The following is a 26,058-nucleotide window of genomic DNA, read 5'->3' on the forward strand; positions in this document are numbered from 1 at the left end:
GATCATGGCTAAGGGGCAGGTTCGCAGCAACAAGGAGGCACGCAAGCCGAAGAAGGACAAGGCGGCGCCAAAGGCTGCCCCCACTCTTGGCTCGCAGGTGAAATCGAGCGAAAGCGACACCAAGAAGAAGTAGACCGGCAACAGCCTCGCCATATGCGGCGGGGCGCAGGCTGGATGGAATGAGAGCAAACGGCGCCCGGAGAACCGGCGCCGTTTTTTATTGCCGGGGCGGGGATGATTCGCCGCCGCTCAGCCCATTGAAAAACCTGGCAAGATTGTGCCTTGATGCCATCGGGCCGGACCTTTTTTGGCATTTGGCGAGAGGTTTTGACCTCGGTCCTGTGCCGCTTTGAAACTAATCAAGCTCTTGAGCACGTTCTTGCCGAGGCTGCGGCGGCGCAGGTTGCGGCGAATATTAGCGCAGAAATTGCGCTAATACAGCAACCTTTTGTGTAATTCATACTGAATTGCAACCATGTTGACATGCCCTTTTCGCCTTGCTCGAAAGCAGCTTGGCCGCGCGTTTGCGTGTGGCCGGAAGTTGGGGATGCGTAGTTAATTTCCTTTTTAAGCTATTGAAAAAGCAGGGTGAGCTTTTGACAATGATCAAGAAAATTAAAGATCGGACGGGCGCCGGATTTGGGCGGCGTCTTCTGGAAACCTCGGCGCTGACGCTGGTTTTCTCGGCGGGATTGCTTGCAGCTGGCATGGGCGTCGCGCGGGCGGGTGAAGCGGGAAATAGTGAGTTGTGGGACCCTATTCCCGGATCTGACGGGATTGCCAGCTCAGGGATCAGTGGCAACGGCAAGGTTATCGTTGGCACCATAGATGAAGAGCGCGCCTTCTACTGGAGCACCGTCGACCGGGAATGGATCGCCCTTCATGCGCTTCCCATCTATTCGTTGATGGCTACGAGCAGCTCCGTGAGCAGCTTGACGGAAGCTTGGGCGGTCAACGAAGATGGTTCGGTCATCGTCGGTACTTCACAAAGCTGGGATGGTATGCATGCCGTGAGCTGGACGAATGGCGTGATCAAGGACCTTGGCGGGCTGGATGATGCGACAGGATCCTACGCGACTGGCGTCAGCGGAGACGGTTCGGTCGTTGTCGGATATTCGAACTTCAGCAGCACGGTCAACTCTGCAAGCCGCCAGGCTTTCCGCTGGAAGAATAACCAGATCCAAGGTCTCGACGGGCTGAACGGCGACGGATTCTCGCAGGCATTCGGCGTCAGCAGCGATGGAAAAGTTATCGTTGGCATCGCTGCGGATGGCGCAAATGGCGGCATAAGCCGTGCGGTCAGCTGGACCGACGAGGGCCAAGAAGTCCACGATCTCGGCCATCTTGACGGGGGGCAGACGTCGAGCGCAAAGGCCGCCAGTGAGGACGGCTCCGTCATTATTGGCAACTCCGCCGTTGGCAGTGCCAATCATGCTTTCCGCTGGACGGCCAGTGGGATGAAAGACATCAACGGGTTGGACAGCGATTTCTCTGTCGCCAATGCCGTCAGCGGCGATGGATCGGTCGTGGTCGGTCAAGTGGGTCTTCTCAACGCCTCCCATGCATTCCGCTGGACGGAAGCCTTTGGCATGGAGACCGTCGAGGACTGGCTGAGCCGGCAAGGTGAGGACATCGGCGACGACGTGACGAAGACGGCAACCGGCATCTCCGCCGACGGCACCGTCATAGTCGGTGACTTGGATAATGGAGGCGTCTTTATCGCTCGCGGCGGCTCCGGCATCATCGACGTCGACCAGTACAACACCACCATCGCCGCCAAGCCCTCGGCACAGGTCGGTCTCGGCTACGCCAATACGGTTCTCCAGGGCGCCCATGGCGAGCCTATGCGCGACCTTCTTGGCCTCGGCCAACGCTCTGTCGCCTTCACAGCCGACATCGGCTATGACGACAGCCGTGTTTCCAACGGCGGCGTCGGCATCGGCGACGTGACCTTCGGCTACGGCCTTGCCGAAGGTGTCACTGCCCGCTTTGCCGGCGGTGGTCTCTATACCAAGCAGGACATCGAAACCGGCGGCGACTTCCATCAGGCGGCTTTCCACATGGCGCCTGAAGCCACCATCGCGCTCGGGAGCAGCAACGTCTATGCCACGATCGGCGGCTACTACTCGACCGGCCGGATGAACGTTCACCGCGGCTATATGAACGGCGCCGCCATGGATTATTCGCATGGCGAAACCGACGTCGACACCTATGGCGCCAAGATCCGCTTTGACTGGCTGAATGCTGCGACGATCGCGGGCACCAAGCTGACGCCCTATGCCAGCTTGACCTATGCGCACTCGCATATGGACGGCTACACGGAAGAGGGCGGCTCGTTCCCATCGGCCTTCGATTCCGTCAACGACCACTCGACCGTCGCCCGTGTCGGCGTCGACTTCCTCCACGAGCTGACGGACACTGTCCGCCTGACGGCCCGTACCGAAGTCGACTACCGCTTCGAGAAGAACACGGCTGGCATCAGCGGCGAAATCGTCGGCCTCTCGGCCTTCGACTTCGCGGGTGAGGACGTCAAGCAGCTCTGGCTGCGCGGTGCCGTCGGTACCGAGTTCGACGTCGCAGGCGGCACCGCCTCGCTCGGCCTCAACGTCACGACCGAGGGCGACGACCCGAACGTCTGGCTGCGCTCCGGCTGGAACGTCAAGTTCTGATTGTCACCAGTCTGGCGAGTATCCAGACTGCAAGATCAAAGGACCCGCCGGTTATGCCGGCGGGTCTTTTCGTTTGGGCCTTAACCTTCCGCCGCTGCCCGCAGATAGGCTGCAGCCAGCAGTCGCGCCTCGTCGCTAAACCTCTCCAGAACCTCGGGACCCGCCACCAGGCCGGCGAAGCTGCCGCGCGAGAGGCCGGCGAGGGCTGAGAGGAGGGTGAAGGATGCACGGGCGGGGTCGCGGAAGGAGGCGTCGGCCGCGTTGGCGAGTGCGCGTGTCACTGCCGTTTCCAGCCTTTTGAAGACGTCGGTCGAGAGGCGGAACTGGTCGATGGCGCCGGCAACGCGGTAGAGCGCGGTCGTTGCTTCAGGGCGGGCGGTTTTCACCGAGACATAGGCGTCGGCGATCGCGTGGGCGATGGTGCTGAGCGGTTGCCGGTCGCGGGTCAGCGGAATGGCCTCGAGCGCTGCGGCGATCTCTTCGAAGTGGCGGCTGAGGATGGCAAACAGCAGCGCCTGCTTGTTGGGGAAATACTGGTAGAGCGTGCCGACCGAGACCCCGGCGCGGTCGGCCACCCGGGTCGTCGTGAATTTCGCCAGTCCATCCGCCAGCAAAACCTGAATCGCGGCTTCGTGAATGGCTTCGACGGTCGCGCCTGAGCGCGCCTGGATCGGGCTTTTGCGGGGTTTCAGGCTCTGCGGAACGGGGTCATTCAAATGCGAATACCGAACTGAAGGATTGTTCAGGTATATTTTTGAGCAGCATCCCGGTCAAGCAAGGGGCCGGGCGAGGCATCGATATGAGAGGTGAGACGATGAGCGAGGCAGACAGCATGACAGCAAATACCGGCATGAGCCGCAGGCTCTTTCTCGCTTCCGCCGCGGGAGCCGCCGCCTGCGCAGCGCTGCCGTCGGAGGCGGCCGCGCAGCCGCGCGTCCTCAAGTTCAGCGACCACGAACCGCTTGGCGGCATGCGCACGCGCTTTCTCTGCGATGTCGTGTTTCCGGCGATCGAGCGGGAATCCAATGGCCGCCTGAAGATCGAAGCTCACTGGAATGGCGAGATCGCTGCCGCCTATGACGCGCTCAGCGCTGTCAGCAAGTCCGGCGCCGATATGGCGACCGTCGTGCCGGAATATACGGCCAAGGAATTGCCGCTGCACCAGATTTTCAAGAGCTTTCCCGTCGGTCCGGCCGGTGGTCGGCAGATCGATTTCTTCAGCCGTGTCTATGACGAGGTTCCGGCCTTTGCGGCAGAGCTGGAGCACAACAACATCGTGCCCGTCTTCTTCGGGACTGGCTATCCAGTCGCTTTCTTCAGCACGGCGCCGATGGCCGGTCTTGATGGTCTGAAGGGCGGTAAATGGCGCTCGGCGAGCTTCTGGCATCTCGATTTCCTGCGCAATGCCGGGGCGACGCCCGTCACCATGCATTGGGGGCCGGAAATCTACGAGGCAATGAAGCAGAAGACGCTCGATGGCCTGATGGTCAATGTCGATAGCGGCTTCATGCTTGGGGTTCACGAGGCGGCACCGCATGTTCTGGTGTCCGACGACCTGTGGCTCGGTCACGTCTACCTGCTGGCGATCAACAAGACCGTCTGGGATAGCCTCGCGGCAGAGGACCGCGATGCTATCCGCCGCGCGGCTCGCAGCTCCTACCACACGCTCGGTTCGGTGATGGCATCAAGCCTGGAGGCGCAACTCGATGACCTCCGCAAGGCAGGTGCGACCGTGCGTATTCTTGAGCCCGGCGAAGTCTCCCGCTGGAGCGACGTCACGCGATATCGGGAAGTCCAGTCCGCCTGGGCGAAGGACCAGATGAGCAAGGGTGTCGCCGGGGCTGGTCCGGCGCTGGACACTGTTACGGCCATCATGGCCGACGTGATGGGCTAATGGAAGATGCCCGGGGCGACCCCGGGCATTCTGCGTTCAGATTGCCTCGAGCGCGGTCAGCGCCTCCGGGGGCAGGGCAATATCCGCCACCGCGAGATTTTCGCGCAGATGCGCCCGCGACGATGTGCCGGGGATCAGCAGGATATTCGGCGCTCTCTGCAACAGCCAGGCGAGCGCCACCTGCAGCGGCGTGGCGCCGAGGCGCGCGGCGACGTCCGAAAGCGTTGTCGACTGCAGCGGCGAGAAGCCGCCGAGCGGGAAGAACGGCACATAGGCGGTGCCGGCCGCCGCCAGCGCATCGACCAGCGTATCATCGCCGCGATGGGCGAGATTATACTGGTTCTGGACGCAGACGATCTCGGTGATCTTGCGCCCATCAGCCACCTGTTTGGCGGTGACGTTGGAGAGGCCGATATGCTTGATCAGCCCCTGGCGCTGAAGATCGGCGAGCACCGTCAGCGGCTCTTCCAGCGATCCCTCGGCCGGTCCGTGCACATCGAACATGGCGCGCAGATTGACCACCTCGATCGCATCGAGGCCGAGATTGCGCAGATTGTCATGCACCGCCAGGGTCAGCTCTTCCTTCGAAAAGGCCGGGTTCCACGAGGCATCCGGCCCGCGCTTGGCGCCGATCTTGGTGACGATCACCAGATCGTCTCTGTAGGGATGCAGCGCTTCCTTGATGATCTGATTGGTGACGTGCGGCCCGTAGAAATCGCTGGTGTCGATATGGTTGACGCCGCTTTCGACGGCTTCGCGCAACACCGCGACCGCCTCGGCGCGGTCCTTCGGCGGACCGAAGACGCCCTTGCCTGCGAGCTGCATGGCGCCGTAGCCGAGCCGGTTCACCGTGCGGCTGCCGAGCGTGAATGTTCCTGCTTTTGCGAGATTGGACATGGTCTGCCTCCGTTTCGGGATAGACGAGAAGTAGGCCGGTTTGGTTCCCGGCATAAGCGGCGACAATCCGCACGGGCTGTACGAATAACCGGACAATCGCGTCGGCCGCGGTGACGGAGAGTCTGAAAAGACAATCAAAAGCTGTCTTCAGGTGCGGCTTTCAGCCCATATCGCCCTCTCCGCCGTGTATTTTCTAATTGAGATTGCAGCCGATCGATGCTCCTATGCGCCCCCACGTAACTGAGTTTCTCGTCCTATCTCGATCCCTCACACGAGCGAGCCATGTCGATTTCAGATACGATCTACCGTCCCTTCGAACGCCTTATAAGGCCGCTCGACATTCCCTACAGGCCGCTGCCCGCCAAGGGGCCGGTGACGGTTCTGCTGCATTTCATCGCAATGTTCCGCGGCGTGCTGTTTTCGCTGGCCGGCGCCTCGATGGCCATGGAGGCGATCAACCTGTCGGTCGTCTGGGGGCTGTCCGTCATCGTCGATGGCGTCACGCAGAAGGGTGCCGTGGCCTTTCTGGAAGACGAGCGGCTGCTATTGACCTTCCTCGGCCTGCTGATCTTTCCGGCGATGCCGGTCGCCTCGTTCCTGGTCAATACTTTCACGTCGCACACGCTCGGCATCGGCATGCCCGCTGCCATACAGTGGCAGGGGCACAAGGCGGTGGAGCGGCAGGATCTGGCCTTCTTTCACGATCTCTACGCCGGGCAGGTGGCGTCGCGCCTGTCGCAGGTCGCCTCCGCCGTGCAGCAGCAGATCATCGCCGCCTTCCAGACCGTCCCGCGCTTCCTGCTGCAGCTGGCCGGCTCCGTCATTCTCCTGTTGACGCTCTCCTGGCAGATGGCGCTGCCCGTCGTCATCTGGATCGCGCTCAACGTGCTGCTCGCCATCCGCATGGCGCCGGTCTTTGCCGAGCGCTCGCGCCGCTCAGCCAAACAGCGCAGCATCGTCGCCGGCGCCATCACCGATCTCTACACCAACATGCAGATGATCAAGCAGTTTGCCGCCGAAGACAGCGAGGCCGGCGCCATCCGCCGCATCATCGGCAAGTCGGTGCGCATCCAGCACGAGGAACAGCGGATCTACCGCACCTCGGAGCTGATCGTCGTCGCGCTCAACATGGCGCTCTGGCTGACGGTGCTGGCGATCGGCTTTTCTGGTCTCGTCAGGGGCTTCATCAGCATCGGCCAGTTTGCCGCCGCCGTTTATATCCTGCAGCGGCTCTCCGGCCACACCTACACCTTCCTGCAGATGGGCGAGCAGATCTTCCGGGCGGTCGGCACGATCAAGGATGCCATGCCCGTCATGACGACGCCGCCTGATATCATCGACCGGCCGGATGCCGCGGAGCTGAAGGTCGGGCGTGGCGAAATCCGTATCGAGAATGTCAGCTTCGCCTACAAATCGGGACCTTCAGTGATCGATGGGCTCTCGCTGACGGTCCGGCCCGGGGAGAAGCTTGGTCTTGTCGGTCTGTCGGGTGCCGGCAAGACGACACTCGCAAATCTGCTGCTGCGCTTCTACGATATCCCCGATGGCCGCATCCTGATCGACGGTCAGGATATCCGCGCGGTAACGCAGATGAGTCTCCGCCGCAATATCGGCGTCATCGCCCAGGATGTCGCCCTGCTGCACCGCTCGGTCGGCGACAATATCCGCTATGGCCGCCCGGAGGCAGAGCAGGCCGAGATCGAGGAAGCGGCGCGTATGGCCAAGGCCGATGCCTTTATCGCCGACCTTGCCGATAGCGACGGTCGCAAGGGCTACGAAGCCTTTGTCGGCGACCGCGGCATCAGGCTGTCCGGGGGACAGCGCCAGCGCGTCGCGATCGCCCGCGTGCTCCTGAAGAATGCGCCGATCCTTGTGCTCGACGAGGCGACCTCGGCACTCGACAGCGAATCCGAGGCGGCGATCCAGGAGCGGCTCAATCTGGTGATGCAGGGCAAGACGGTGATCGCCATTGCCCACCGCCTCTCGACCATTGCCAGCATGGACCGGATCGTGGTGCTCGATCAGGGCCGGATCATCGAGGAGGGCGCGCCCGTTGAGCTCGCCGAACGCGACGGTCTCTTCGCCCGCCTCTGGCGCCGCCAGACCGGCGGTTTCATCCCGGAGGATCTGGATTGAGAGATGCCGCTGGACCATTTTTGGGCAGATGGCGCGAAACCGGCATCGCGATGCGAAACATCCTGATTTCCATTAACTGAGCTGCGCTATGGCTTGTTGCCCCCCAACTCCCATAGAGGACACCATACTATGAAATTCTTGCTTGCAGGCGCCGTCATCGCCGCGCTGCTGCCCGGTATCGCTCAGGCTAAGACGCTGCAATTCCCGGGCGACGCGCCGATCGCCGAAATCGCCATTCCCGACAGCTGGAACCCTGAGGAAACCGATACCGGCATCCAGGCGACCTCCGAAGATTCCGCCATCTACCTGTCGATCGATGTTGCCGACGAGAAGACCACCGACAAGGTCATCGACGACGCCATCGCCTTCCTCCAGAAGAACGGCGTGAAGATCGACGGCTCGACGCAGAAGAAGTCTGACGAGCAGATCAACGGCATGGACATGACCAATTTCGACTGGACCGGCAAGGACGACGACGGCGACGTCAATGTCGGCCTCTCGCTGCTCTCGCCGAAGGCCGGCAAGCTGCTGGTCATCACCTATTGGGGCTCGCAGGGCACGCAGGAAGCCCACGGCGCCGAGCTGCAGGGCATCATTTCCTCGCTGAAGGCTGCCGAATAACCAACAAGGCAGATGCTTCGTTGCCGGAGCATCTGCCAATTCCAGGCGGTTTCAGGCAACCGCCTGGAACGGCATTGCCTTGATTTCCGTCACATCGCGTTTCGGCGGCGTGCCGAAGGTACGGGAATATTCGCGGCTGAACTGTGAAGTGCTTTCATAGCCCACCTGATAGGCGGCGCTTGCGACGCTCGCGCCATCCGCCACCATCAGCCGCCGTGCCTCGAGCAGCCGCAGGTTCTTCTGATATTGCAGCGGCGTCATCGCCGTCATGTCCTTGAAATGCTGGTGGAAGGAGGAGGGGCTCATGCGCGCTGCCGCTGCCAGCTGCTCGATGCGCATGGGTGCGGTGAAATTGTCGCGCAGCAGGTTGATCGCGTCGGTCATCCGCCGCGCATGGCTGCCGGGCAGCGCCAGCTTGCAGACCTCGCGGCCGTTCGGCCCGGTCAGCAGCCAGTAGCAGATCTCGCGCATGATCGCGGGATAGAGAACCGGGATCGCCTTCGGCGTTTCCGTCAGCTTCACCAGCCGCAGCACGCAATCGGCCAGCACCCCGTCGAAATCCTGCACGAAGACGCCGGCCGCCCCTTCGCCCGCTGGGCGCGGCGGCTCTTCCATCGCTTCCATCACCTCACGCAGGATCGCCACATCGAAATCGATGTTGAGGCCGATATAGGGCGCCTCCTTGCTGGCCTCGGTGATTTGCCCGAGCGCCGGCACCTCGAAGGTGACGACCAGCGACTGCATCTCGCGATAATCGAACACCCGGTCGCCGACCATGATCTGCTTGGCGCCCTGCACCACGATGCAGATCGTCGGCCGGTAGATCATGTGGCGGGGCATGACCGGCTGGCTGACGCGCGAGACGGAGAGGGCCTTCACGGGCGTCTCGAAGCGCCCTTCGGCATCGCCGGCGAGCCTGTCGATATAGTCGAGGATGGCGTGTCTCAATGGTGTCAGCATGGCCTGGAACTCCTTGCAGCAAGCTATGCGCCGCTGCGCGCCATCCCGCAAGGAGGTTGGAGGAATAGGCAAGAAATTCGAGAGTTCCGGCATCAACAAAAGACGGCCGCGGGCCTACCGTCTAGGCATCCACTCCAACAAGGGAATGCCAGGATGTCCAGCGAAAACCAAGTGAATTCAAAGCATAAGATCGCAATCGTCACCGGCGGCAGCCGCGGCATCGGCCGCAACACGGTCGAGGCGCTGGCAAGCCGCGGCGTCGACGTGATCTTCACCTACCGCGCAAATCAAGCAGAAGCCGAAGCCGCCGTCGCAACCATTGAGGCGCATGGCGCAAAGGCCGTCGCCATCCAGCTCGATACCGGTCGTATCGCCGATTTCGACGCCTTCGTCGGCAAGGTGAAAGAGGCGCTGCGGGCGCTTGGCGCCGATCGCTTCGACTACCTCGTCAACAATGCCGGCAACAGCTATCACGCGCCGATATCAGAGACGACGGAAGAGGCTTTCGACGAGCTCGTCAACGTCCACTTCAAGGGCGTTTATTTCCTGACGCAGAAGCTTCTGCCGCTGATCAACGACGGCGGCCGCATCATCAATATCTCCAGCGGCCTTGCCCGCTTCACCGTTCCCGGCATTTCCGCCTATGCCTCGGTGAAGGGCGCGATCGAGGTATTCACCCGCTATCTGGCCAAGGAGCTCGGCCCGCGCGGCATCACCGCCAACACGGTGGCGCCTGGCGCCGTCCAGACCGATTTCAGCGGCGGCATCGTGCGCGACAACCCCGTCTACAACAAGATGGTCTCCGACCAGACGGCGCTCGGCCGCCCGGGCCTAGCAGAAGACCTTGGCCCGATGATCGCCTCGCTGCTCTCGGCCGAAAACCGCTGGGTCAACGGCCAGCGCATCGAAGTCTCCGGCGGCGCCAACCTCTGAAACGGAAGGCGCGCGGCAGCTCAGCCGCGCGCCGCCTAGATCGTTAGGCGGCAAGCTTCTTGAGGCTTGAAACGGCCTGCATCTCGTCACCTCGGAAGAAACGTGCCTCCAGGCCACGATTTATGGCCCTTTGATAGCGGCGCTCACCGACAATCTGCAGCTTCTTCATATCCTCGATTAAAGCGACCGCTCTCAAATTGCTATAATGGCTATGTCTTTCAATCTCGGTATGAAGGAGCTCTGCCTCCAGAAGCTGAGTTGAGCTGTTTACGAGAAAGAGACCGATCTTTCGCATTCCGGCGGCTCTCGGCGTCAGGACAATGTCAGCGGGAAATTCCGCTAGGTCATTGCTCAACGCGGCGCGCTCCTGAATACTGAAAAAATCGGAAAGCGAACTCTCGATTGCGGATGTTGCATCGTCCTTGAACGTAGACCGAATTGTCTCTTTGGTTAGCGATTCCAAGGTTCTGACACGCAGCAACGCAGACAGAAAGCGTACACTTGCTGGCCCAATTTTCTCGTTTGAAATCGGGTGCGAGCGTATCTCAAAAGTCTCTTTATCCCAGTAGGCGCCAGATTCCGAAAGTATTCCATCAAGCAGTTGGCGGCGTTGGCCAACTTCGATGTCGATGCCCGATGCCACAAGATGAGGCAAGAAATCGCCGCCGTCCTCAAGTATGACACCGTCCTCCACATCTCGGACATAAAACGAAATATGGTCTCCGCTTTCATCGAAGAAGGGGGAGTTCACTGCGAGGCCAACGGGAACCGCGCGCACTGAAACGGCATCGCTGAAGGAGCGATGGAGCGAGCTTTCAACGGCGCTGATGTCGGTCATATTAGCGATCCTACTGCGTAATCCATTCTGAAATATGTCCTCGCGATATCCCAGAACAGATCTCGACGGCTTGGCGGCGGCCTCATCCGATCCGAGTTTACAGCCGGAATTCGTAAGGTGACATTAATACTCGATGGGCCGGTTTCGATCCCACCGCGGATACAGTCTGCGTGAACATGAATGCCTGGATGGCTTCCATGATATTCGTATCGCGCAACGATAGATCCTTGATCATTCAGTTTGAGTATCAGCCATGCGCGCCAATTGTCTGTCTCCTCGTTAACTTCGCAGAGGAGAATGTACTCGTCATTGCCACAGTGCGCTTGTGCGCTTCGCCATTTCCAATTTGGCTTTGGGGGTCGTGTCTTAGGATAGATACCAGAATGTCGTGGCGGAAGCGGATCATCCCGCCATGTAGTATCGCTCGTAATAGTTTTTGCCTGCCTTACCAAATGCCTGACACGCATTCATTACACCCGGGCTAGGAATATGGTCTCATACTAGCTCACGTCCAAAAACTTGCATAGATCGGATTTGCAGCTCAGTCGCGCGCTGCCCACAAGAGGCCGCGGCGCAGGATTTCACGCATATGCGGATGCTCGTATTCGGCCGCCACATGGCCGAGTGCGGAGTAGAACACCCTGCCGCTGCCGAAATGGCGCTTGAAGACGACTGGCATCACGACATTGCGGGCCGCCTCGTCGTGTTCGCCGGAAAAGGTCGTCGTCGCCAGCACTTCGACGGTCGGGTCGTAATGCAGGTAATATTGCTCCGAGCGGTAATCGAAATCCGGAATTCCGGAGACAAGCGGATCGCTCTGCCTGGTGATGTTGACGCGGAAGTCGATGATGTTGCCGGGATGCGAGACCCAGGTGACGCCGGAGACGTAGCGGAACGGCGCGCTTTCCTTGAAGGAGGTCGCCAGCGCCCCATGCGGGCCGCCGAGCCCCAGCCCGCCGCGCACCGCCTCGACCAGCGCATCGGCATGTGCCTTTTCCAGCTTCTCGCCGGTGATGATCGGCACCAGCAGGTCGGCTCTGGCAACGTCAGGCGAGCCGAAGATACCGAGATCGCCGGTCACTTCGGTCGAAAAGCCCTCCCGGCGCAACATGTCGCCGACAATTGCGGCGCATTCCTCCGGCTCGTGGCCCTTCCATCCGCCCCAGACGACGATTGCCTTGCGCATTCCTCCACTCCCATGCTGATTCCTCGGGGATAACCGCAACATAGGGCGAAGATTGCCTGATGTCAGGCCGGAGGATTGGCCCAGCCGCTCATCCAGTCGGCGCGCAGCCTGTCGCCATCGCCGCGGAAGAAGGCGTCGCCGGCCTCGCAATGGGCGATGCGGTCGCTGCGGAAATTGCGGATCGCCTGGCGCAGCTCGCACCAGCCGACCAGATTGGCATAGTGCGAATAGTAGATCAGCGCGATCGGCCGGATGACGCGCTCGGTGGCGCGGCCAAGCTCGTCGCGATAGTCGAGCACCAGTTTCTGCTCGTCGCGGATCGCCCGGCGCGCCAGCCCGAGATCGAAGCTTGCGGGCGGCGGCGCCACCGTGCCCCAGGCGTAGAGCGCCTTGCTTTCCATCGCCTGGCGCAGCGGCGCCGGGACCGCGCCGGCGATCTTCTGGTTCACGCGCCGTGCCGCCTGCTTCAGCTCCTCGTCGCCGGTCCGCTCGAGCAGCGCCAGCGACAGCACGATCGCCTCGGTCTCCTCGATCGAGAACATCAGCGGCGGCAGGTCGAAGCCGGGCCGCATGATATAGCCGATGCCGCGCCCGCCCTCGATTGGCACGCGCATCGCCTGTAGCGCGGCGATATCGCGGTAGATCGAGCGCACCGTCACTTCCAGACGGTCGGCCATCGCCTGCGCCGTCATCGGCTTCTTCGAAAGCCGGAGAATCTGGATGATCTCGAAAAGCCGCGATGCCTTGCGCATTTTGCCCGCCCGTTGAAACGCTCCTGACAATACACTGTCAGTTGCCCACGCGTATAGCACCTGCCTATCGGATTGAAATCACAGGTGGAGAACAGGAATGCGCCGCCTGATATCGAATGGGCAACTGACATGACCTACAGCGAAAACCTCTGGCTCTACTTCACCCTTCTCTTCGGCATCATCATCGTTCCCGGCATGGATATGCTCTTCGTTCTCGCCAATGCGCTGACCGGGGGCAGGGGCCGCGGCATGGCGGCAACGGCGGGCATCATGGCGGGCGGGGCGGTTCATTCGCTCTATGGCGCGATCGGTGTCGGCATTCTCGCCAGCCTGCTGCCCTCGCTCTTTGCGCCGCTGCTCTTCATCGGCGCCGCTTACATGGTCTGGATCGGCTTCACGCTGATCCGTTCTTCGATCCGGGTGGAAACCGTCGGCGACGGCGCCGTGCGCACCGACTGGCGCGCTTTCCGACAGGGCGCCATCACCTGCCTGATCAATCCGAAGGCCTATCTCTTCATGCTGGCGGTCTATCCGCAATTCCTGAAGCCCGTTTATGGCCCGATCTGGATGCAAGGCGTCATCATGGGGGCCATGACACTCGCCACCCAGTTCGCCATCTACGGCGCCGTCGCCTTCACCGCCGACCGCAGCCGCACGCTGCTGATCGCCAACCCCGCCGCGACGATCCTGATCGGACGTGTCGCCGGTGCGCTGCTGATCTTGGTTGCGGTGCTGACGGCCTGGCATGGATGGCAGACGGAAGTGTCATTCTCGGCGGGCGGCAATTGAGCTATCATCTGATTCTGGCGCCGCCCGTGCCTCCCCCCTCCAAAGGGAAAGTATCGATCATGCAGGGCATCTGACTATCGAACCCACTGTTCGGGCATGACGCATAAGGAGGGAATGCAGCATTTGCTCGCATCAGGAGGTTTTGATGAAACTGTCTGCACCTGTCTATCGCCTGAAACGCAAGGCAAGACTGCTTTCCTGCAAAGAGAAGATCCCGCTTCACGAAGCGCTTGACCGGATCGCCGCCGGTGAAGGCTTCGGCGGCTGGAGCCTGCTCTCCGCCAGGATGACCGAAGTCCTGCCCGGCAGCGCGCTTTTCGCGCGTCTTGACCCCGGCGATCTCGTGCTGCTCGGCGCACGTCCGGGCCATGGCAAGACGCTGATGAGCCTGGAGCTCGCCGTCGAGGCGATGAAATCCGGCAATCGCAGTGCTTTCTTCACGCTCGAATATACCGGCCGGGACGTTCTCGATCGCTTCGCCGCGATCGGCGCGGATTTCGAGCGTTTCCGGGACCTGTTCGAGTTCGATACATCCGATGCGATCAGCGCCGATTATATCGCTGCCCGCCTTGCATCCGCGCCGCGCGGCACGCTCGCCGTGATTGATTATCTGCAGATCCTCGACCAGAAGCGCGACAATCCTGATCTGATGACCCAGGTCCGCGCCCTGAAAGCCTTCGCGCGGGAAAGGGGCATCGTCATCGTCTTTATCTCGCAGATCGACCGGTCCTATGATCCGGCACTGAAGCCTTGCCCTGATATCGGCGACGTCAGGCTGCCGAACCCGCTGGACCTCGGCCTGTTCGACAAGACCTGCTTCGTGAACAACGGGGCGATCGAGTTCCGGGCGGCATAAGGAAACTTTGCGCCTGAAACCTTCAGGCCCCTTCTTCCCTCGGGGAGAAGGTGGCGGCAGCCGGATGAGGGGGCTCCGGGCGCGACGGCGCGCAATTTCGCTAGCTCCCTACCAATTTGAAATCCCTGTCATATCACCCACTTGTTACTTCGCGGCCCGCATAAATTTGCCATCATGCGGCCGCGAATAAGAGGCGCCGGGATTCTAAGCCCTCGGTATCCAAGAGGAGTCGACACTATGAAATTCAAAGCGATAGCGGCAGCTGTCATGGTTGCCGGAATGGCGGCCACGGCGGTCTTCGCACAGGACGGCACGCATGAAGCGCGTGAAGCCATGATGAAGAAGATCGGCGGTTCGGTCGGGGCCATGACGGCGATCGCCAAGGGCGAGAAGCCCTACGATGCCGAGGCCGTCAAGGCTGCGCTCACCACCATTTCGGAAACCGCCAAGGCCTTCCCGGACCAGTTCAAGCCGGGTACCGAGCAGGGCGACAAGGAAGCCAGCCCGAAGATCTGGGAAAACATGGCGGACTTCAAGGCGCGGGCAGACAAGCTGAGCGCTGACGCAGACACCATTCTTGCCCAGCTTCCGGCAGATCAGGCCGGTGTCGGCGGTGCGCTGAAGACGCTCGGCGCCAATTGCGGCGGCTGTCATCAGGCCTACCGCATCAAGGAATAGCGGTAGGTCTTCCCCATCCTCAAAGCTTTCGGTCCGCCCCTGCCTTGCCGCGGGTGCGGACCGGTTTATGTTCAGCCGGGATATCCGGTAAAAAACATGGGGGTAGCGGCCGATGGTCCGCAGGTTCATCCGCTTCGTGCTCTGTCTGATCGGCGTCGTCATCATCGGCGGCGCGGCGTTCTATTTCGTCACCGCGCCCAATCCGCTGCCCGAAAGCCATTGGGCCGATCTCGGCGCGCCCGATGTGAAGAATGGCGAGATGGTGTTCTGGGCGGGCGGCTGCGTCAGCTGTCACGCCGCGCCCGGTTCTGAAGGCGATGCCAAGCTGACGCTCTCGGGCGGTCTGGCGCTGAAGAGCCCCTTCGGCACCTTCCATGTCCCGAATATCTCGCCCGACGAGACCGCCGGTATCGGCACCTGGACGCTGGCGCAATTCGGCAATGCCATGAAGCGCGGCGTCGGCCCGCAGGGCCAGCATCTCTACCCGTCCTTCCCCTACGGCTCCTATGCGCGCCTCAGCGACAAGGACGTCAACGACCTCTTCGGCTACATCAAGACGCTGCCGAAGAGCACGAATGTCGCCCCGCCGCACGAACTGCCGTTCCCCTATAATATCCGACTGGCGCTTGGCGGCTGGAAGTTCCTCTATTTCAACGACCAGCCGCGCGTCGTGCTGGCGAACGCCGACGACAAGCTGAAGCGCGGCCAGTATCTGGTCGAAGGCCCCGGCCATTGCGGCGAATGCCACACCCCGCGCGATGCGCTGGGCGGCTTCAAGCCCGACATGTGGCTCGCAGGCGCGCCGAACCCGGAAGGCGAGGGACGCATCCCCAACATCACCCCCGGCGGCCAGGATGTCGGCAACTGGAGCGAAGCCGATATCGCCAACTACCTCGAAACCGGCTTCACCCCGGATTTCGACTCGGCCGGCGGCTCGATGACCGAAGTCCAGCAAAACATCGCCCACCTGCCGAAGAGCGATATCGAGGCAATCGCCGCCTATCTAAAGGCGGTGCCGAAGCGGTGATGCTTCTCTATTATCAAATAAAGAAGGCGGCATCCGAGATGCCGCCTTTTCTGTTTTACGACGGGATTGAGCCCAGGGCGTAGAGAATGCCTCTAAGCTCTGCGAGACCGCGCATGCGGCCGATCGCCGGATAACCGGGCGTCACCGTCTTGTTGAGGTCGTCGAGCATGCGGTGGCCGTGGTCGGAGCGGAAGACGATCTGGTCGCTGGCGCCGCGCTTATTGTCTTCGGCGACGAGTTCCTTGAGCACGGCGACCATGTCGACATCGCCCTCGAGATGGGCGCTCTCGTGGAAGGAGCGGCCGTCGCCTTCGCGCTTGGTGGCGCGCAGGTGGGCGAAATAGATCCGCGAGGCAAAGCGGCGGGCGATTTCAGGCATGTCGTTTTCGGCGCGCACGCCGAGGCTGCCGGTGCAGTAGCACATGCCGTTTGCCGGTGAGGGCACGGCGTCGAAGAGAGCGGCGTAATCCTCGGCGCTGGAAGCGATGCGCGGCAGGCCGAAGAGCGAGCGCGGCGGATCATCGGGATGCAGCGTCAGCTTGACGCCGCGGGCTTCGGCGGCCGGGGTGACGGCCTGCAGGAACTCGATCAGGTGCTGGCGCAGCTTCGCGGCATCGATGCCGGCATAGGCAGAGAGGACCTCGCGGAAACCGGGGATTGTCAGCGGCTCGGTGGTCGATCCAGGCAGGGCCGAGGTGATGATGCGGGTGATCTCGGCGACTTCCTCCTCGCTCATCTCGTCGAAGACCTCGCGGGCGCGCTTCTGGTCCTCTTCGGAATAATCGTTGCCGGCGCTCTGGCGTTGCAGCACGAAGAGATCGAAGGCGGCGAAACGCTCGTGATCGAAGCGCATGGCGGTCGCGCCTGTCGGCGTGATGTAGTCGAGCTCCGTGCGGGTCCAGTCGACGACCGGCATGAAATTGTAGCAGATGATCGGGATATCGCAGGCTGCGACCGCTTCCATGCTGGCGATCCAGGCTTCGATCTCGGCCTTGGCCTTGCCGCCCTTGCGCTTGACGGCATCGGGGATCGGGATGCTTTCGACGACCGACCAGACGAGCGGAGAGCGCCCTGCCGGCGTCGTCTCGATCATCGATTTGCGCTCGGCGACTTCCTTTTCCGTCCAGGCGCGGCCGATCGGCACCTGATGCAGCGAGGAGACGATATTCGTCGCGCCGGTTTGGCGCACCTCGTCCAGTGTCACCGGGGCTTCAGGCCCAAACCATCTCCATCCTTGCCGCATCGGTTTCCTCCTCGTCTGTCTTCTGTTTCTTGTTTCGTTGCTCTGCCGGGATCAGCAGAAATAATCGGGATAGCGGGTGCGCAGCTCCGCCACGTCGGGGATGACGGCGCTGAGGTGATGCAGCATCGCCTCGCGGGCGGCCTCCACGTCATGACCGGCAATCGCGTCGCGGATGACGATATGCTCGCGCACGACATTGTCCATGCGCCCAAGCGCCGGCAGCGTCAGGCGGCGGGCGCGGTCGATCTGCACCTTTACCGTCTTCAGGATCGTCCAGATGCCGGGATAGCCGGCAATCCGGGTGATCGCCTCATGAAAGGCTTCGTCTTCCTCGTGGAAACCCGAGGTGTCGCCGAGCGAGGCCAGCGATTTCTGCCGGCTGATGATCATGTCGAGCCGCTGGATATCGGCCGGTGTCGCGCCTCGGGTTGCAGCCTCGACGGTTGTCGTCTCCAGCGCCTTGCGCACCACGACCGCTTCAGGGATGGCGGAAACCGGCACGCGGGAAACGACGGTCGCCGATTGCGGGTAGATATCGACGAGGCCGCCTTCGGCGAGCCGCAGCAGGGCCTCGCGCACCGGCGTGCGGCTGACGCCGAATTCCTCGGCGATCTTCTTCTCTTGCAGCGGCATTCCCGGCGGCATGCGCAGCGAGACGATATCCGCATAGAGCTGGTTGAAAATGGCATCGGCAGTCGTCACGCGGCGCAGCTTCGCCGGTCTTTCCGTCATAGGCGGAAAGTCGATCGCTTCGGAACCGGATGCCTGCCGCATGCTATTTCCTGCACGTTGACTCTGTTGTGCATACTAGTATATCAATCCTCATCCATTGCCAAGGCTTGCCGAAGAGGAGCGGTCGCTTTGCAAGGCTTTCAACCGCTTTTCGGTGGTTGAGCCGGCGCTTTGATCTCGCCTGGCAGATCACGGGAGAGCTGGTTGTCCGGGTTCATTCGCCGACAACAGCACAAGAGGAGGAGAGACCGTCATGAACATCACACGCAGAACATTCGTCAGCACCGCGGCGGGCGTCGCGGTTGCCGGCATGCTGCCGAACCGTCTGTTTGCGCAGGCGAAGAAGCCGGCAAGCCCGGTGACCATCACCATCGCCGACGTCGCCGGTAACCTGGCGCTGACCCAGGGCATGTTCGAAGCCTATGCTGCCGAGAAGGCCGACTGGGTATCGAGTTTTGCCTTCACCAAGGCGCCGGCACCGGAACTGCCGGGCAAGATCAAGGCTCAGCAGGCCGCCGGCAAGGTCGATATCGATCTGGTTCTGACCGGCACCGACGCGCTGTCGGCCGGTGTCGACCAGGGCCTCTGGATCGATCTCGGCGCCCACAAATCCGAACTGCCGAACCTCGAAAGCATCCTGCAGCCGCAGGCTTTCAAGATGCAGGGCCTCGCCAAGGATCAGGGCGTCGTCGTCACCTATTATCCGTCCGGCCCGCTGATCGAATATATGCCCGACAAGGTCGCGACCCCGCCGAAGACGGCGCAGGAACTGCTCGACTGGACAAAGCAGAACAAGAACAAGTTCCTCTATGCCCGCCCGGCCAATTCCGGCCCCGGCCGCACGCTGCTCATGGGCCTTCCCTATCTGCTCGGCGACAGCGATCCGCGCGATCCGGCAAAGGGCTGGTCGAAGACCTGGGAATATCTGGCCGCTCTCGGCGAGAATATCGAGTATTACCCGACCGGCACCGCCGTCGTCTTCAAGGAGCTCGGCGAAGGCACGCGTGACATCGTCGCGACGACCACCGGCTGGGATATCAACCCGCGTGCGCTCGGCATCGTTCCGGCTGAAGCCAAGGTGCAGAAGCTCGATGGCTTCCACTGGGTCACCGATGCTCACTACGCCGTCATTCCGAAGGGCGTTTCCGACGAGAAGGTCGCGGTGCTGATGGATGTTCTGAATTACATCCTGCAGCCGAAGCAGCAGGCGATCGCTTATGACGCCGGCTATTTCTATCCGGGTCCGGCCGTCAAGGACGTGACGATCGACATGGCGCCGCAGGAAAGCCAGGACGTGATCAAGGAATTCGGCCGTCCTGAATATGCCGACTGGATCGCCAACAACCCGCTGGAAACGCCGCTCGAGCCGAAGCAGCTCGTCGAAGCCTTCCGCATCTGGGACGAAAAGATCGGCGCCAAGAAGGGCTGATCTCAAAAACTGCGCCGGCCGGTTGAGCCGGCGCCCCTCATTGCTTTTGACATATGGAGCTTGGATTGAACGCGCCAGTCCAGAACGCTGCGCCGTCTTCGCGCAACAATGCCCGCCTCGAACTCGACGGCATCCGCCGCTCGTTCGGCGCCTATAACGCGCTCGACGGTATCGATCTCGCCATCGAGCCCGGTGAGTTCATCGCATTGCTCGGCCCGTCTGGCTGCGGCAAGTCGACGGCACTGAACTGTATTGCCGGATTGCTCGGCCTTTCCGGCGGCGAAATCCGTCTCGGCGGCAACCGGATCGACCAGCTGGAGCCTGAAAAGCGCGGCTTCGGCATGGTGTTCCAGAGCTATGCGCTTTTTCCGCATATGAGCGTGCGCAAGAATGTCGGCTTCGGCCTTGCGATGCAGGGCATCAAGGGACTGGAGGCGGACAAGCGGATCAATGACGCGCTGGCGCTGGTGCGACTGGAAAGCCAGGCGGAAAAACTGCCCGGTCAGCTCTCCGGTGGCCAGCAGCAGCGCGTCGCGATTGCGCGCGCCGTCGTCATCCGCCCGCCGATCGTCCTCATGGACGAGCCGCTGTCGAACCTCGATGCCAAGCTGCGTCTCGAGATGCGCGCCGAAATCCGCGGCATCCACGACCAGATCGGCTCGACCACGATTTACGTCACCCACGACCAGGACGAGGCGCTGTCGCTTGCCGACCGCATCGTCGTCATGAGCCAGGGCCATATCGAACAGATCGGTACGCCGCAGGATCTCTATCAGCGGCCGGTCAATCTCGACGTCGCCGACTTTATGGGCTTCCGCACCCGCATTCCCGGCAAGGTCGTTTCGGTCTCCGGTGACGAAGCAATGATCGAGGCTGCCGGCGCGCGGTTGACGGGCACGATGCGCACGCCGCTGCAGGTCGGCGAAAGCGCTGTCCTCTCTGTTCGCCCGGAAGATCTGGTCGCGACGGGCACCGCAGATGGGATCCCGGCGACGGTTGCGAGCATGGAATATCGCGGCCGCGCCTTCTTCGGCATGGCCAAGGCCAAGGATGGGTCGGACCTCTATTTCCGCGCCGATGACCCGCTGGCGCGCGGCGCCGAGACGAGGCTGCAGCCGGTCGCCGGACGGGCGCTGCTCTTCAAGGGAACTCCCGCATGAGCGGGCCGTCGCTCCGCACCCGGCTTGCCGCCCGCGGCCTCGACGGCACGACCTTGCTGGTCCTGCCGGGCCTGATCTTCATGATCGCGCTGTTCGTCTATCCCTTCCTTTATGGCGTCGTGGATTCGCTGACGCCGAAGGATGGTGGGGCGTGGTATGCGAATTACGTCAAGTTCTTCAGCGATCCCTTCCAGTACAACACCATCGGCGCGACCATGTGGCTGGCGCTGCCGGTGACCATCGTCAACCTGGCGCTCGCCGTGCCGATTGCCTTCCGCGTGCGCCTCATGCGCCGCCAGCGGCTGCTGACAACGATCCTTGTGCTGCCGATCACGCTCGGTACCGTCTTCGTCGCTGATGGTCTCCTGACGTTCCTCGGGCCGCGCGGCTGGTTCAACCAGACGCTGCTGGTCCTCGGCCTTCTCGATTCTCCGATGAAGCTGACCAACAACTACTGGGGCGTCTTCGCCTCGCTGCTGATCACCGGCTTTCCCTTCGCCTTCCTGCTGACGCTCTCCTATATCACCGGCATCGATCCGGCGATCGAGCAGGCAGCGGCGACGCTCGGCGCCAGCCCGCGCCAGCGCTTCTTCCGGGTCTTCCTGCCGCTTCTGGTGCCCGGCCTTGCCGTCACCTTCTGCCTTGCCTTCGTGCAGGCCTTCGCGGTCTTCCCCTCCGCCGTGCTGCTTGGCGCGCCGGCGGGGCCGACGCGCGTCATCTCGATCGCGGCCTATCAGGCGGCCTTCGAGCAATATGATCATTCACTGGGTTCGGCGATCGCGCTCATCATGGGAGCCGTCGAACTCGTCGTCGTGGTGGCGATCCTCGGCTGCCGTTCCTTCTTCTATCGCGGCCCTGCCGGCGGCACGAAAGGCTGAGCCATGATCCGTGATCAGGGACTGACATCGAAAATCTGGCGCTTTGCCGTCTGGGCCGTTGCCGCGCTCTTCATCCTCAACCTGCTTGCCGTCATCGCCGTCGTCATCATCAATTCCTTCTCGACGCGCTGGCTCGGCACCTGGCTGCCGGCCGGCTGGACGACGCGCTGGTATTTCAGCGCCTGGAAGGAGTTCCAGCTGTCGAGTGTCGTGCTCGTTACCTTCGAGATCGTGTTCACCGTGACGCTGATCTCGGGGATCCTCGGCGTGATGACTGCTTACGCGCTGGCGCGGCGGGATTTTGCGGGCAAGAAGCTGATCGTGCTGCTTTTCCTGCTGCCGCTCCTCATTCCGCCACTGACTTACGGCATTCCGCTTGCCACCGTGCTCTATCAGCTTGGTCTCGGCGGTACGTTCTGGGGCGTGGTGCTGATCAATCTCGTGCCGTCCTTCCCCTTCGTCGTGCTGGTCATGATTCCGTTCATCGAGCAGATCGATCCGCGTATCGAGGCGGCGGCCCGCGTCTTCGGGGCGGGAACGACGAGCCTGTTTATCCGCATTCTACTGCCGCTGCTTCTGCCCGGCATGCTGGCCGCACTGCTCTTGGTGCTGGTGCGCACGATCGCCATGTTCGAGCTGACCTTCCTGATCGCCGGGCCGACGACGCAGACGCTTGTCGTCTCGCTCTACTACGCGGTCTTCGCTTCAGGTGTGCGCGCCGCGCAGTCGATCGACGCCATGGCGGTGATCTACATGATCACGACGCTCTTCTGGCTCATCATCGCGCTGCAGTTCGTCAACCCGACGCAGATCGTTGCCCGCGCCAAGCAGCAGTCTTCGCACTAAGCACTCTGGTTCGCGCTTCGCATGAAGCCGATGGTCGCGAACCAGAGGACGACGCCGATGCCGATCAGGACCGCGGCAATGGCATACTGAACGGGGTCGCGCCCGGTCCACGGGCCGACCAGGAACAGGCAGGTGGCGGCGCCCAGGATCGGCACGATGGTCGGCGTGCGGAAATGCGGGTGATCGACCTTGTCCTTCCGCAGCACGAGGACGGCGATGTTGACGACGGCGAAAACGCCGAGCAGCAGCAACGCCGTCGTGCCGCCGAGCGCGGGCACGCCGCCGGCAAACAGGATCAGCCCGACGGCGAGCAGCGACGTGAAGCCGATCGCGATGTAGGGCGTCTTGCGGCCGGCATGCACCTTGCCGAGCACTTCGGGCAGCACCTGCTCGCGGCTCATGCCGTAGATCAGCCGGCTCGCCATCATCATATTGATCAATGCCGAATTGGCGACCGCAAACATGGTGATGATGCCGAAGACGCCGATCGGGAAATTCGGCGCTCCTGCCTGCACGACCTTCAGAAGCGGGGTCTCGCCTTCGCCGAGTTCGGCGGCCGGCACCAGCGTGATCGCCGAAATGGCGACCAGCACATAGATGACGCCGGTGATGAAGAGGCCACCCAATAGCACCTTAGGAAAGATCCTGCTTGGCTGCTTGCACTCCTCGGCCATGTTGACCGAATCCTCGAAGCCGACCATCGCAAAGAAGGCGAGCGTCGTTGCCGCGATCACCGACCAGAAGACGCCGTGCTCGCTGCTCGGCTGGAAGGTCCAGGCGCGCGACACATCGCCTTCGCCGCCGGCAATCGCCCAGAAGCCGATGCCGATGATGATCAGCAGTCCCGTCAGTTCGACTACGGTCAGGAGCACGTTAAGCTTCACGCTCTCGCCGACCCCGCGGAAATTGACGGCGGCGACCAGGGCGATGAAGGCAACGGCGATGAAGGTCACGCCGTAATCGCCGAAATCGAAACCGAAGGCTTCCGAGAAATTGGCGGCGAAAGCGCGCGATGCCGTCGACGCCGAGGTGATGCCCGAGGACATGACGGCGAAGGCGATCAGGAAAGTCAGGAAGTGGATGCCGAAAGCCTTATGCGTATAGAGCGCCGCACCGGCCGCACGCGGATATTTGGTGACCAGCTCGAGATAGCTGAGCGCCGTCAGCAGCGCGACGACGAAGGCGATCAGGAAGGGCAGCCAGACGACCGCCGCCGACTTCGGCCGCGACCTGTCCGGTCAGCGCGTATATGCCGGTGCCGAGGATGTCGCCGACGATGAACAGGAGCAGCAGTCCCGGCCCCATCACCCGCTTCAGCTCCGGCTGCTCTGGCAAGGTTTCCAACGGCACACCGCTCATCAACGCCTCCTTGAATGTCAGCCGCTCAGGCTCCCTTTTTGGAACTAGAGCGGGAATTCTGGAAGAAAAGCAGAGATTTGCCCGTCAGGCGTGCCGCGTCTCAGATCGAGAAGGCTTCCTTGAGGCCGAAGCCCTTGCGCTCGCGAAGGTCGAGATCGGCTTCGATATGGGAGATGTGATGCACCATCAGATGGCAGGCGCGGTCGAGATCTTTGGTCTCGATGGCGGTGACGATATCGCCATGTTCGGAATGGCCGCAGCTCGAAACGGCGGACTGGCCGTAGAGGGCAATGACCAGCGAGGAGCGGGCGACCAGCTCCTCCATGAAGCGCAGCATGATGGCATTGCCGGAGATCGTTGCCAGCGTCAGGTGAAAGTCGCCGGATGCCTTGATTTCGGCGCGCCGCGCCGTCTGGCCTCTCTCGCCGATCAGCCGGCCCTCTTCCTGCAGGAGCTGCTTCAGATGCTGGATCTGCGACGGCGTGATCCTGGTGGCCGCTTCGCGCAGGATGCCGGGTTCGACGAGCCGCCTCGCGGCAAAGATCTGGCGTGCTTCATCAGGAGAGGGGTAGGCGACGAAGGCGCCGCGGTTTTTCTCGACATTGACCAGCCCTTCATAGGAGAGTGCCTGGAGGGCGGCGCGTGCCAGTGTGCGGCTGACGCTGAAGAGGTTGCCGACATCGGCTTCCGAAAGCTTCGTGCCCGGCGCAAGCCGCCGCTCGACGATCGCTTCGCGGATGGCGTCGCGGATCTGCTGCGTGCTGCTATCGGCTGAATCGTCCGCCTGCGAAAGCGCGGTGGCTGATGGGGTCATGGAAAAGGCACCTGATTGCAACCGTGATGATAGCCAGCTTCGGGTCAAAAGTTAAACGAATTTTGCGCGCAAAATGGCGCTCAAATTGTATACGATCCTTTGCGCAAATTGCAGACGATAGCCTATTTCCTGTGCAGAATTTGTGTCGCCTCTAAATTGGGCTTTCGTCGGCCCGGCACCGATTTCCATTGAATTCTAGGGCTTTGACGCAGTGCAATAGAAACTGGCACGGCAGATGCATTGTCTTAACCGAACAGGGGAAGACATGATGTCGAAAGCGGCAGAGATCGATATTGCATCCGTTTCCAAGGTCTATGGCTCCACGACAGCGGTGCATGCCATCAGCCTCAAGATCCCGGCAGGGTCATACTGCTGCTTCCTTGGCCCGTCGGGCTGCGGCAAGACCTCGACACTGCGGATGATCGCCGGTCACGAGACCATTTCGTCGGGCGACGTGCGTCTCGGCAACACCGTCGTTACCGACTTTCCGCCGGCCAAGCGCGGCACGGCGATGATGTTCCAGTCCTATGCGCTCTTCCCGCATCTCGACCTTGTCGACAACGTCGCCTTCTCCTTGAAGATGAAGGGCGTCGACAAGGAAGAGCGCCGCGCCAAGGCGCTCGAGATGCTGAAGCTGATGCAGATGGACGTCTATGCATCCCGCCGTCCGGCGCAGCTCTCGGGCGGCCAGCAGCAGCGCGTGGCGCTGGCGCGCGCGCTGATCACCGATCCCGAAGCGCTGCTGCTCGACGAGCCGCTGTCGGCGCTCGATCCCTTCCTCAAGATCCGCATGCGCGCCGAGCTCAAGAAGCTGCAGAAGTCGCTCGGCATCACCTTCGTGCATGTGACGCACAGCCAGGAAGAGGCGATGGCGCTCGCCGACCTGATCGTCATCATGAACGACGGCAAGATCGAGCAGGCGGCTTCGCCGCGCCAGGTTTTCGAGCAGCCGGCAACCGCTTTCGTCGCCCGCTTCATGGGCGATCACAACGTGCTCTCCGGCCGCGTTGTTTCGGTCAAGGACGACATGCTGATCCTGGAGGCGCCCGAGGGACAGACCTTCTCGGTGCGTGGCAACGGCAAGCTTGCCGGCGAGCCGGTCGATATCGGCGTGCGCACCGACCGCGTCCGCCTCGAGGCGGCGAGCGACAAGACGCTCGGCTTCGGCGGCATCGTCTCCAACATCGAATATCGCGGCGCGACGGTGAAGATCACCGTCATCGGCGCGGGCAGTGACGACTTCACGGTCATCGCGAGCGACGGCGATTACTTCGCCAAACCCGTATCGGTCGGCGATGCGGTGTCTCTGAGTTGGGCTCTGGAGGACGCCGTCCTCCTCGGCCGTGCATGAACCTCACCAC

The 26,058-nt window shown here is 62.2% G+C and carries 26 protein-coding genes; 15 read left to right on the forward strand and 11 right to left on the reverse strand.

All coding sequences use genetic code 11. From position 1 onward, the window contains the following. The first annotated feature begins 4 nt into the window (after nucleotides 1-4). Nucleotides 5-133, forward strand: a complete 129-nt coding sequence (locus ABIE40_RS22320) for a hypothetical protein (protein WP_354541113.1) — start codon at nucleotides 5-7, stop codon at nucleotides 131-133. Between the two features lie 790 nt (nucleotides 134-923). Next, nucleotides 924-2,669, forward strand: coding sequence for an autotransporter domain-containing protein (locus tag ABIE40_RS22325; RefSeq protein ID WP_199625803.1), 1,746 nt, complete (start codon nucleotides 924-926; stop codon nucleotides 2,667-2,669). Nucleotides 2,670-2,749: 80 nt separating this feature from the next. On the opposite strand, the gene ABIE40_RS22330 is transcribed toward ABIE40_RS22325, so the two are convergent. After that, entirely contained in the window at nucleotides 2,750-3,385 is a 636-nt protein-coding gene (locus ABIE40_RS22330) for a TetR/AcrR family transcriptional regulator (protein WP_199625804.1), read from the reverse strand. Between the two features lie 98 nt (nucleotides 3,386-3,483). On the opposite strand from ABIE40_RS22330, the gene dctP reads away from it, so the two are divergent. Continuing rightward, nucleotides 3,484-4,563: a TRAP transporter substrate-binding protein DctP gene (gene dctP, locus ABIE40_RS22335; RefSeq protein WP_199625805.1), complete on the forward strand. Its 1,080-nt coding sequence runs from the start codon at nucleotides 3,484-3,486 to the stop codon at nucleotides 4,561-4,563. Between the two features lie 36 nt (nucleotides 4,564-4,599). Here dctP and ABIE40_RS22340 read toward each other — a convergent pair whose 3' ends face one another. Then, the gene (locus tag ABIE40_RS22340) at nucleotides 4,600-5,460 is read right to left on the reverse strand and encodes an aldo/keto reductase family oxidoreductase (protein WP_130280757.1); all 861 of its coding nucleotides are present in this window, start codon (nucleotides 5,458-5,460) and stop codon (nucleotides 4,600-4,602) included. Between the two features lie 282 nt (nucleotides 5,461-5,742). Between ABIE40_RS22340 and ABIE40_RS22345 the strand changes: the two genes are divergently transcribed. Next, nucleotides 5,743-7,596 carry an ABC transporter ATP-binding protein gene (locus ABIE40_RS22345; RefSeq protein ID WP_199625806.1) on the forward strand — a complete coding sequence of 618 codons (1,854 nt, stop codon included), beginning with the start codon at nucleotides 5,743-5,745 and terminating at the stop codon, nucleotides 7,594-7,596. A 129-nt stretch (nucleotides 7,597-7,725) separates the two neighbouring features. After that, the gene (locus tag ABIE40_RS22350; RefSeq protein WP_112715031.1) at nucleotides 7,726-8,217 is read left to right on the forward strand and encodes a histidine kinase; all 492 of its coding nucleotides are present in this window, start codon (nucleotides 7,726-7,728) and stop codon (nucleotides 8,215-8,217) included. A 51-nt stretch (nucleotides 8,218-8,268) separates the two neighbouring features. On the opposite strand, the gene ABIE40_RS22355 is transcribed toward ABIE40_RS22350, so the two are convergent. Next, nucleotides 8,269-9,177 (reverse strand): AraC family transcriptional regulator, encoded by a 909-nt coding sequence (locus ABIE40_RS22355; protein WP_199625807.1) that lies wholly within the window; start codon nucleotides 9,175-9,177, stop codon nucleotides 8,269-8,271. 153 nt (nucleotides 9,178-9,330) lie between these two features. Here ABIE40_RS22355 and ABIE40_RS22360 point away from each other — a divergent pair, with 153 nt between their 5' ends. Continuing rightward, nucleotides 9,331-10,110, forward strand: a complete 780-nt coding sequence (locus tag ABIE40_RS22360; protein WP_199625808.1) for an SDR family NAD(P)-dependent oxidoreductase — start codon at nucleotides 9,331-9,333, stop codon at nucleotides 10,108-10,110. A 43-nt stretch (nucleotides 10,111-10,153) separates the two neighbouring features. Here ABIE40_RS22360 and ABIE40_RS22365 read toward each other — a convergent pair whose 3' ends face one another. From ABIE40_RS22365 to ABIE40_RS22375, 3 genes are all read right to left on the reverse strand, one after another. Continuing rightward, a complete protein-coding gene (locus ABIE40_RS22365; protein WP_199625809.1) occupies nucleotides 10,154-10,948 on the reverse strand; it encodes a DUF1828 domain-containing protein in 795 nt (264 codons plus the stop codon). Between the two features lie 541 nt (nucleotides 10,949-11,489). Next, nucleotides 11,490-12,134: a ThuA domain-containing protein gene (locus ABIE40_RS22370; RefSeq protein ID WP_199625810.1), complete on the reverse strand. Its 645-nt coding sequence runs from the start codon at nucleotides 12,132-12,134 to the stop codon at nucleotides 11,490-11,492. Between the two features lie 62 nt (nucleotides 12,135-12,196). Then, nucleotides 12,197-12,886, reverse strand: coding sequence for a helix-turn-helix transcriptional regulator (locus ABIE40_RS22375; protein WP_112715039.1), 690 nt, complete (start codon nucleotides 12,884-12,886; stop codon nucleotides 12,197-12,199). 129 nt (nucleotides 12,887-13,015) lie between these two features. Here ABIE40_RS22375 and ABIE40_RS22380 point away from each other — a divergent pair, with 129 nt between their 5' ends. The 4 genes from ABIE40_RS22380 to ABIE40_RS22395 all read left to right on the forward strand — a co-directional run bounded on the left by ABIE40_RS22380 (nucleotide 13,016) and on the right by ABIE40_RS22395 (nucleotide 16,236). After that, nucleotides 13,016-13,675 (forward strand): LysE family translocator, encoded by a 660-nt coding sequence (locus ABIE40_RS22380; RefSeq protein WP_199625811.1) that lies wholly within the window; start codon nucleotides 13,016-13,018, stop codon nucleotides 13,673-13,675. A gap of 145 nt (nucleotides 13,676-13,820) precedes the next feature. Further along, entirely contained in the window at nucleotides 13,821-14,531 is a 711-nt protein-coding gene (locus ABIE40_RS22385; protein ID WP_199625812.1) for a DNA helicase, read from the forward strand. Between the two features lie 237 nt (nucleotides 14,532-14,768). Next, nucleotides 14,769-15,209: a c-type cytochrome gene (locus tag ABIE40_RS22390; RefSeq protein ID WP_112715045.1), complete on the forward strand. Its 441-nt coding sequence runs from the start codon at nucleotides 14,769-14,771 to the stop codon at nucleotides 15,207-15,209. A gap of 112 nt (nucleotides 15,210-15,321) precedes the next feature. Then, nucleotides 15,322-16,236, forward strand: coding sequence for a c-type cytochrome (locus ABIE40_RS22395; protein ID WP_199625813.1), 915 nt, complete (start codon nucleotides 15,322-15,324; stop codon nucleotides 16,234-16,236). A gap of 55 nt (nucleotides 16,237-16,291) precedes the next feature. Here the strand turns inward: ABIE40_RS22395 and uxuA are convergent, their stop codons facing one another. Both uxuA and ABIE40_RS22405 read right to left on the reverse strand, forming a co-directional pair. After that, nucleotides 16,292-17,479 (reverse strand): mannonate dehydratase, encoded by a 1,188-nt coding sequence (gene uxuA, locus ABIE40_RS22400; RefSeq protein WP_199625814.1) that lies wholly within the window; start codon nucleotides 17,477-17,479, stop codon nucleotides 16,292-16,294. Nucleotides 17,480-17,530: 51 nt separating this feature from the next. Then, nucleotides 17,531-18,253, reverse strand: coding sequence for a GntR family transcriptional regulator (locus ABIE40_RS22405; protein WP_112715051.1), 723 nt, complete (start codon nucleotides 18,251-18,253; stop codon nucleotides 17,531-17,533). Nucleotides 18,254-18,464: 211 nt separating this feature from the next. On the opposite strand from ABIE40_RS22405, the gene ABIE40_RS22410 reads away from it, so the two are divergent. Genes ABIE40_RS22410 through ABIE40_RS22425 form a run of 4 tightly spaced genes read left to right on the forward strand, consistent with a single transcriptional unit; the run spans nucleotide 18,465 to nucleotide 22,524 of the window. Then, complete coding sequence (locus ABIE40_RS22410) at nucleotides 18,465-19,640, forward strand: extracellular solute-binding protein (RefSeq protein WP_112715053.1); 1,176 nt, start codon at nucleotides 18,465-18,467, stop codon at nucleotides 19,638-19,640. 53 nt (nucleotides 19,641-19,693) lie between these two features. After that, on the forward strand, nucleotides 19,694-20,800 hold the full coding sequence (locus ABIE40_RS22415; protein ID WP_199625815.1) for an ABC transporter ATP-binding protein: 1,107 nt from the start codon (nucleotides 19,694-19,696) through the stop codon (nucleotides 20,798-20,800). Next, nucleotides 20,797-21,678 (forward strand): ABC transporter permease, encoded by an 882-nt coding sequence (locus ABIE40_RS22420; protein WP_199625816.1) that lies wholly within the window; start codon nucleotides 20,797-20,799, stop codon nucleotides 21,676-21,678. The genes ABIE40_RS22415 and ABIE40_RS22420 overlap by 4 nt, the downstream gene beginning before the upstream one ends. 3 nt (nucleotides 21,679-21,681) lie before the next feature. Continuing rightward, nucleotides 21,682-22,524, forward strand: a complete 843-nt coding sequence (locus ABIE40_RS22425) for an ABC transporter permease (protein ID WP_112715059.1) — start codon at nucleotides 21,682-21,684, stop codon at nucleotides 22,522-22,524. Here the strand turns inward: ABIE40_RS22425 and ABIE40_RS22430 are convergent. From ABIE40_RS22430 to ABIE40_RS22440, 3 genes are all read right to left on the reverse strand, one after another. Beyond that, nucleotides 22,521-23,723 carry an APC family permease gene (locus ABIE40_RS22430; protein ID WP_354541149.1) on the reverse strand — a complete coding sequence of 401 codons (1,203 nt, stop codon included), beginning with the start codon at nucleotides 23,721-23,723 and terminating at the stop codon, nucleotides 22,521-22,523. The genes ABIE40_RS22425 and ABIE40_RS22430 overlap by 4 nt on opposite strands. Beyond that, entirely contained in the window at nucleotides 23,617-23,883 is a 267-nt protein-coding gene (locus tag ABIE40_RS22435; protein WP_354541114.1) for a hypothetical protein, read from the reverse strand. The genes ABIE40_RS22430 and ABIE40_RS22435 overlap by 107 nt, the downstream gene beginning before the upstream one ends. Before the next feature lie 100 nt (nucleotides 23,884-23,983). Continuing rightward, on the reverse strand, nucleotides 23,984-24,697 hold the full coding sequence (locus tag ABIE40_RS22440; RefSeq protein WP_199625817.1) for a GntR family transcriptional regulator: 714 nt from the start codon (nucleotides 24,695-24,697) through the stop codon (nucleotides 23,984-23,986). Nucleotides 24,698-24,965: 268 nt separating this feature from the next. Here ABIE40_RS22440 and ABIE40_RS22445 point away from each other — a divergent pair, with 268 nt between their 5' ends. Then, a complete protein-coding gene (locus ABIE40_RS22445) occupies nucleotides 24,966-26,048 on the forward strand; it encodes an ABC transporter ATP-binding protein (protein WP_199625911.1) in 1,083 nt (360 codons plus the stop codon). Nucleotides 26,049-26,058 lie beyond the last annotated feature (10 nt).

Source organism: Rhizobium sp. OAE497 (genome assembly GCF_040546565.1).
Classification (GTDB): Bacteria; Pseudomonadota; Alphaproteobacteria; order Rhizobiales; family Rhizobiaceae; genus Rhizobium.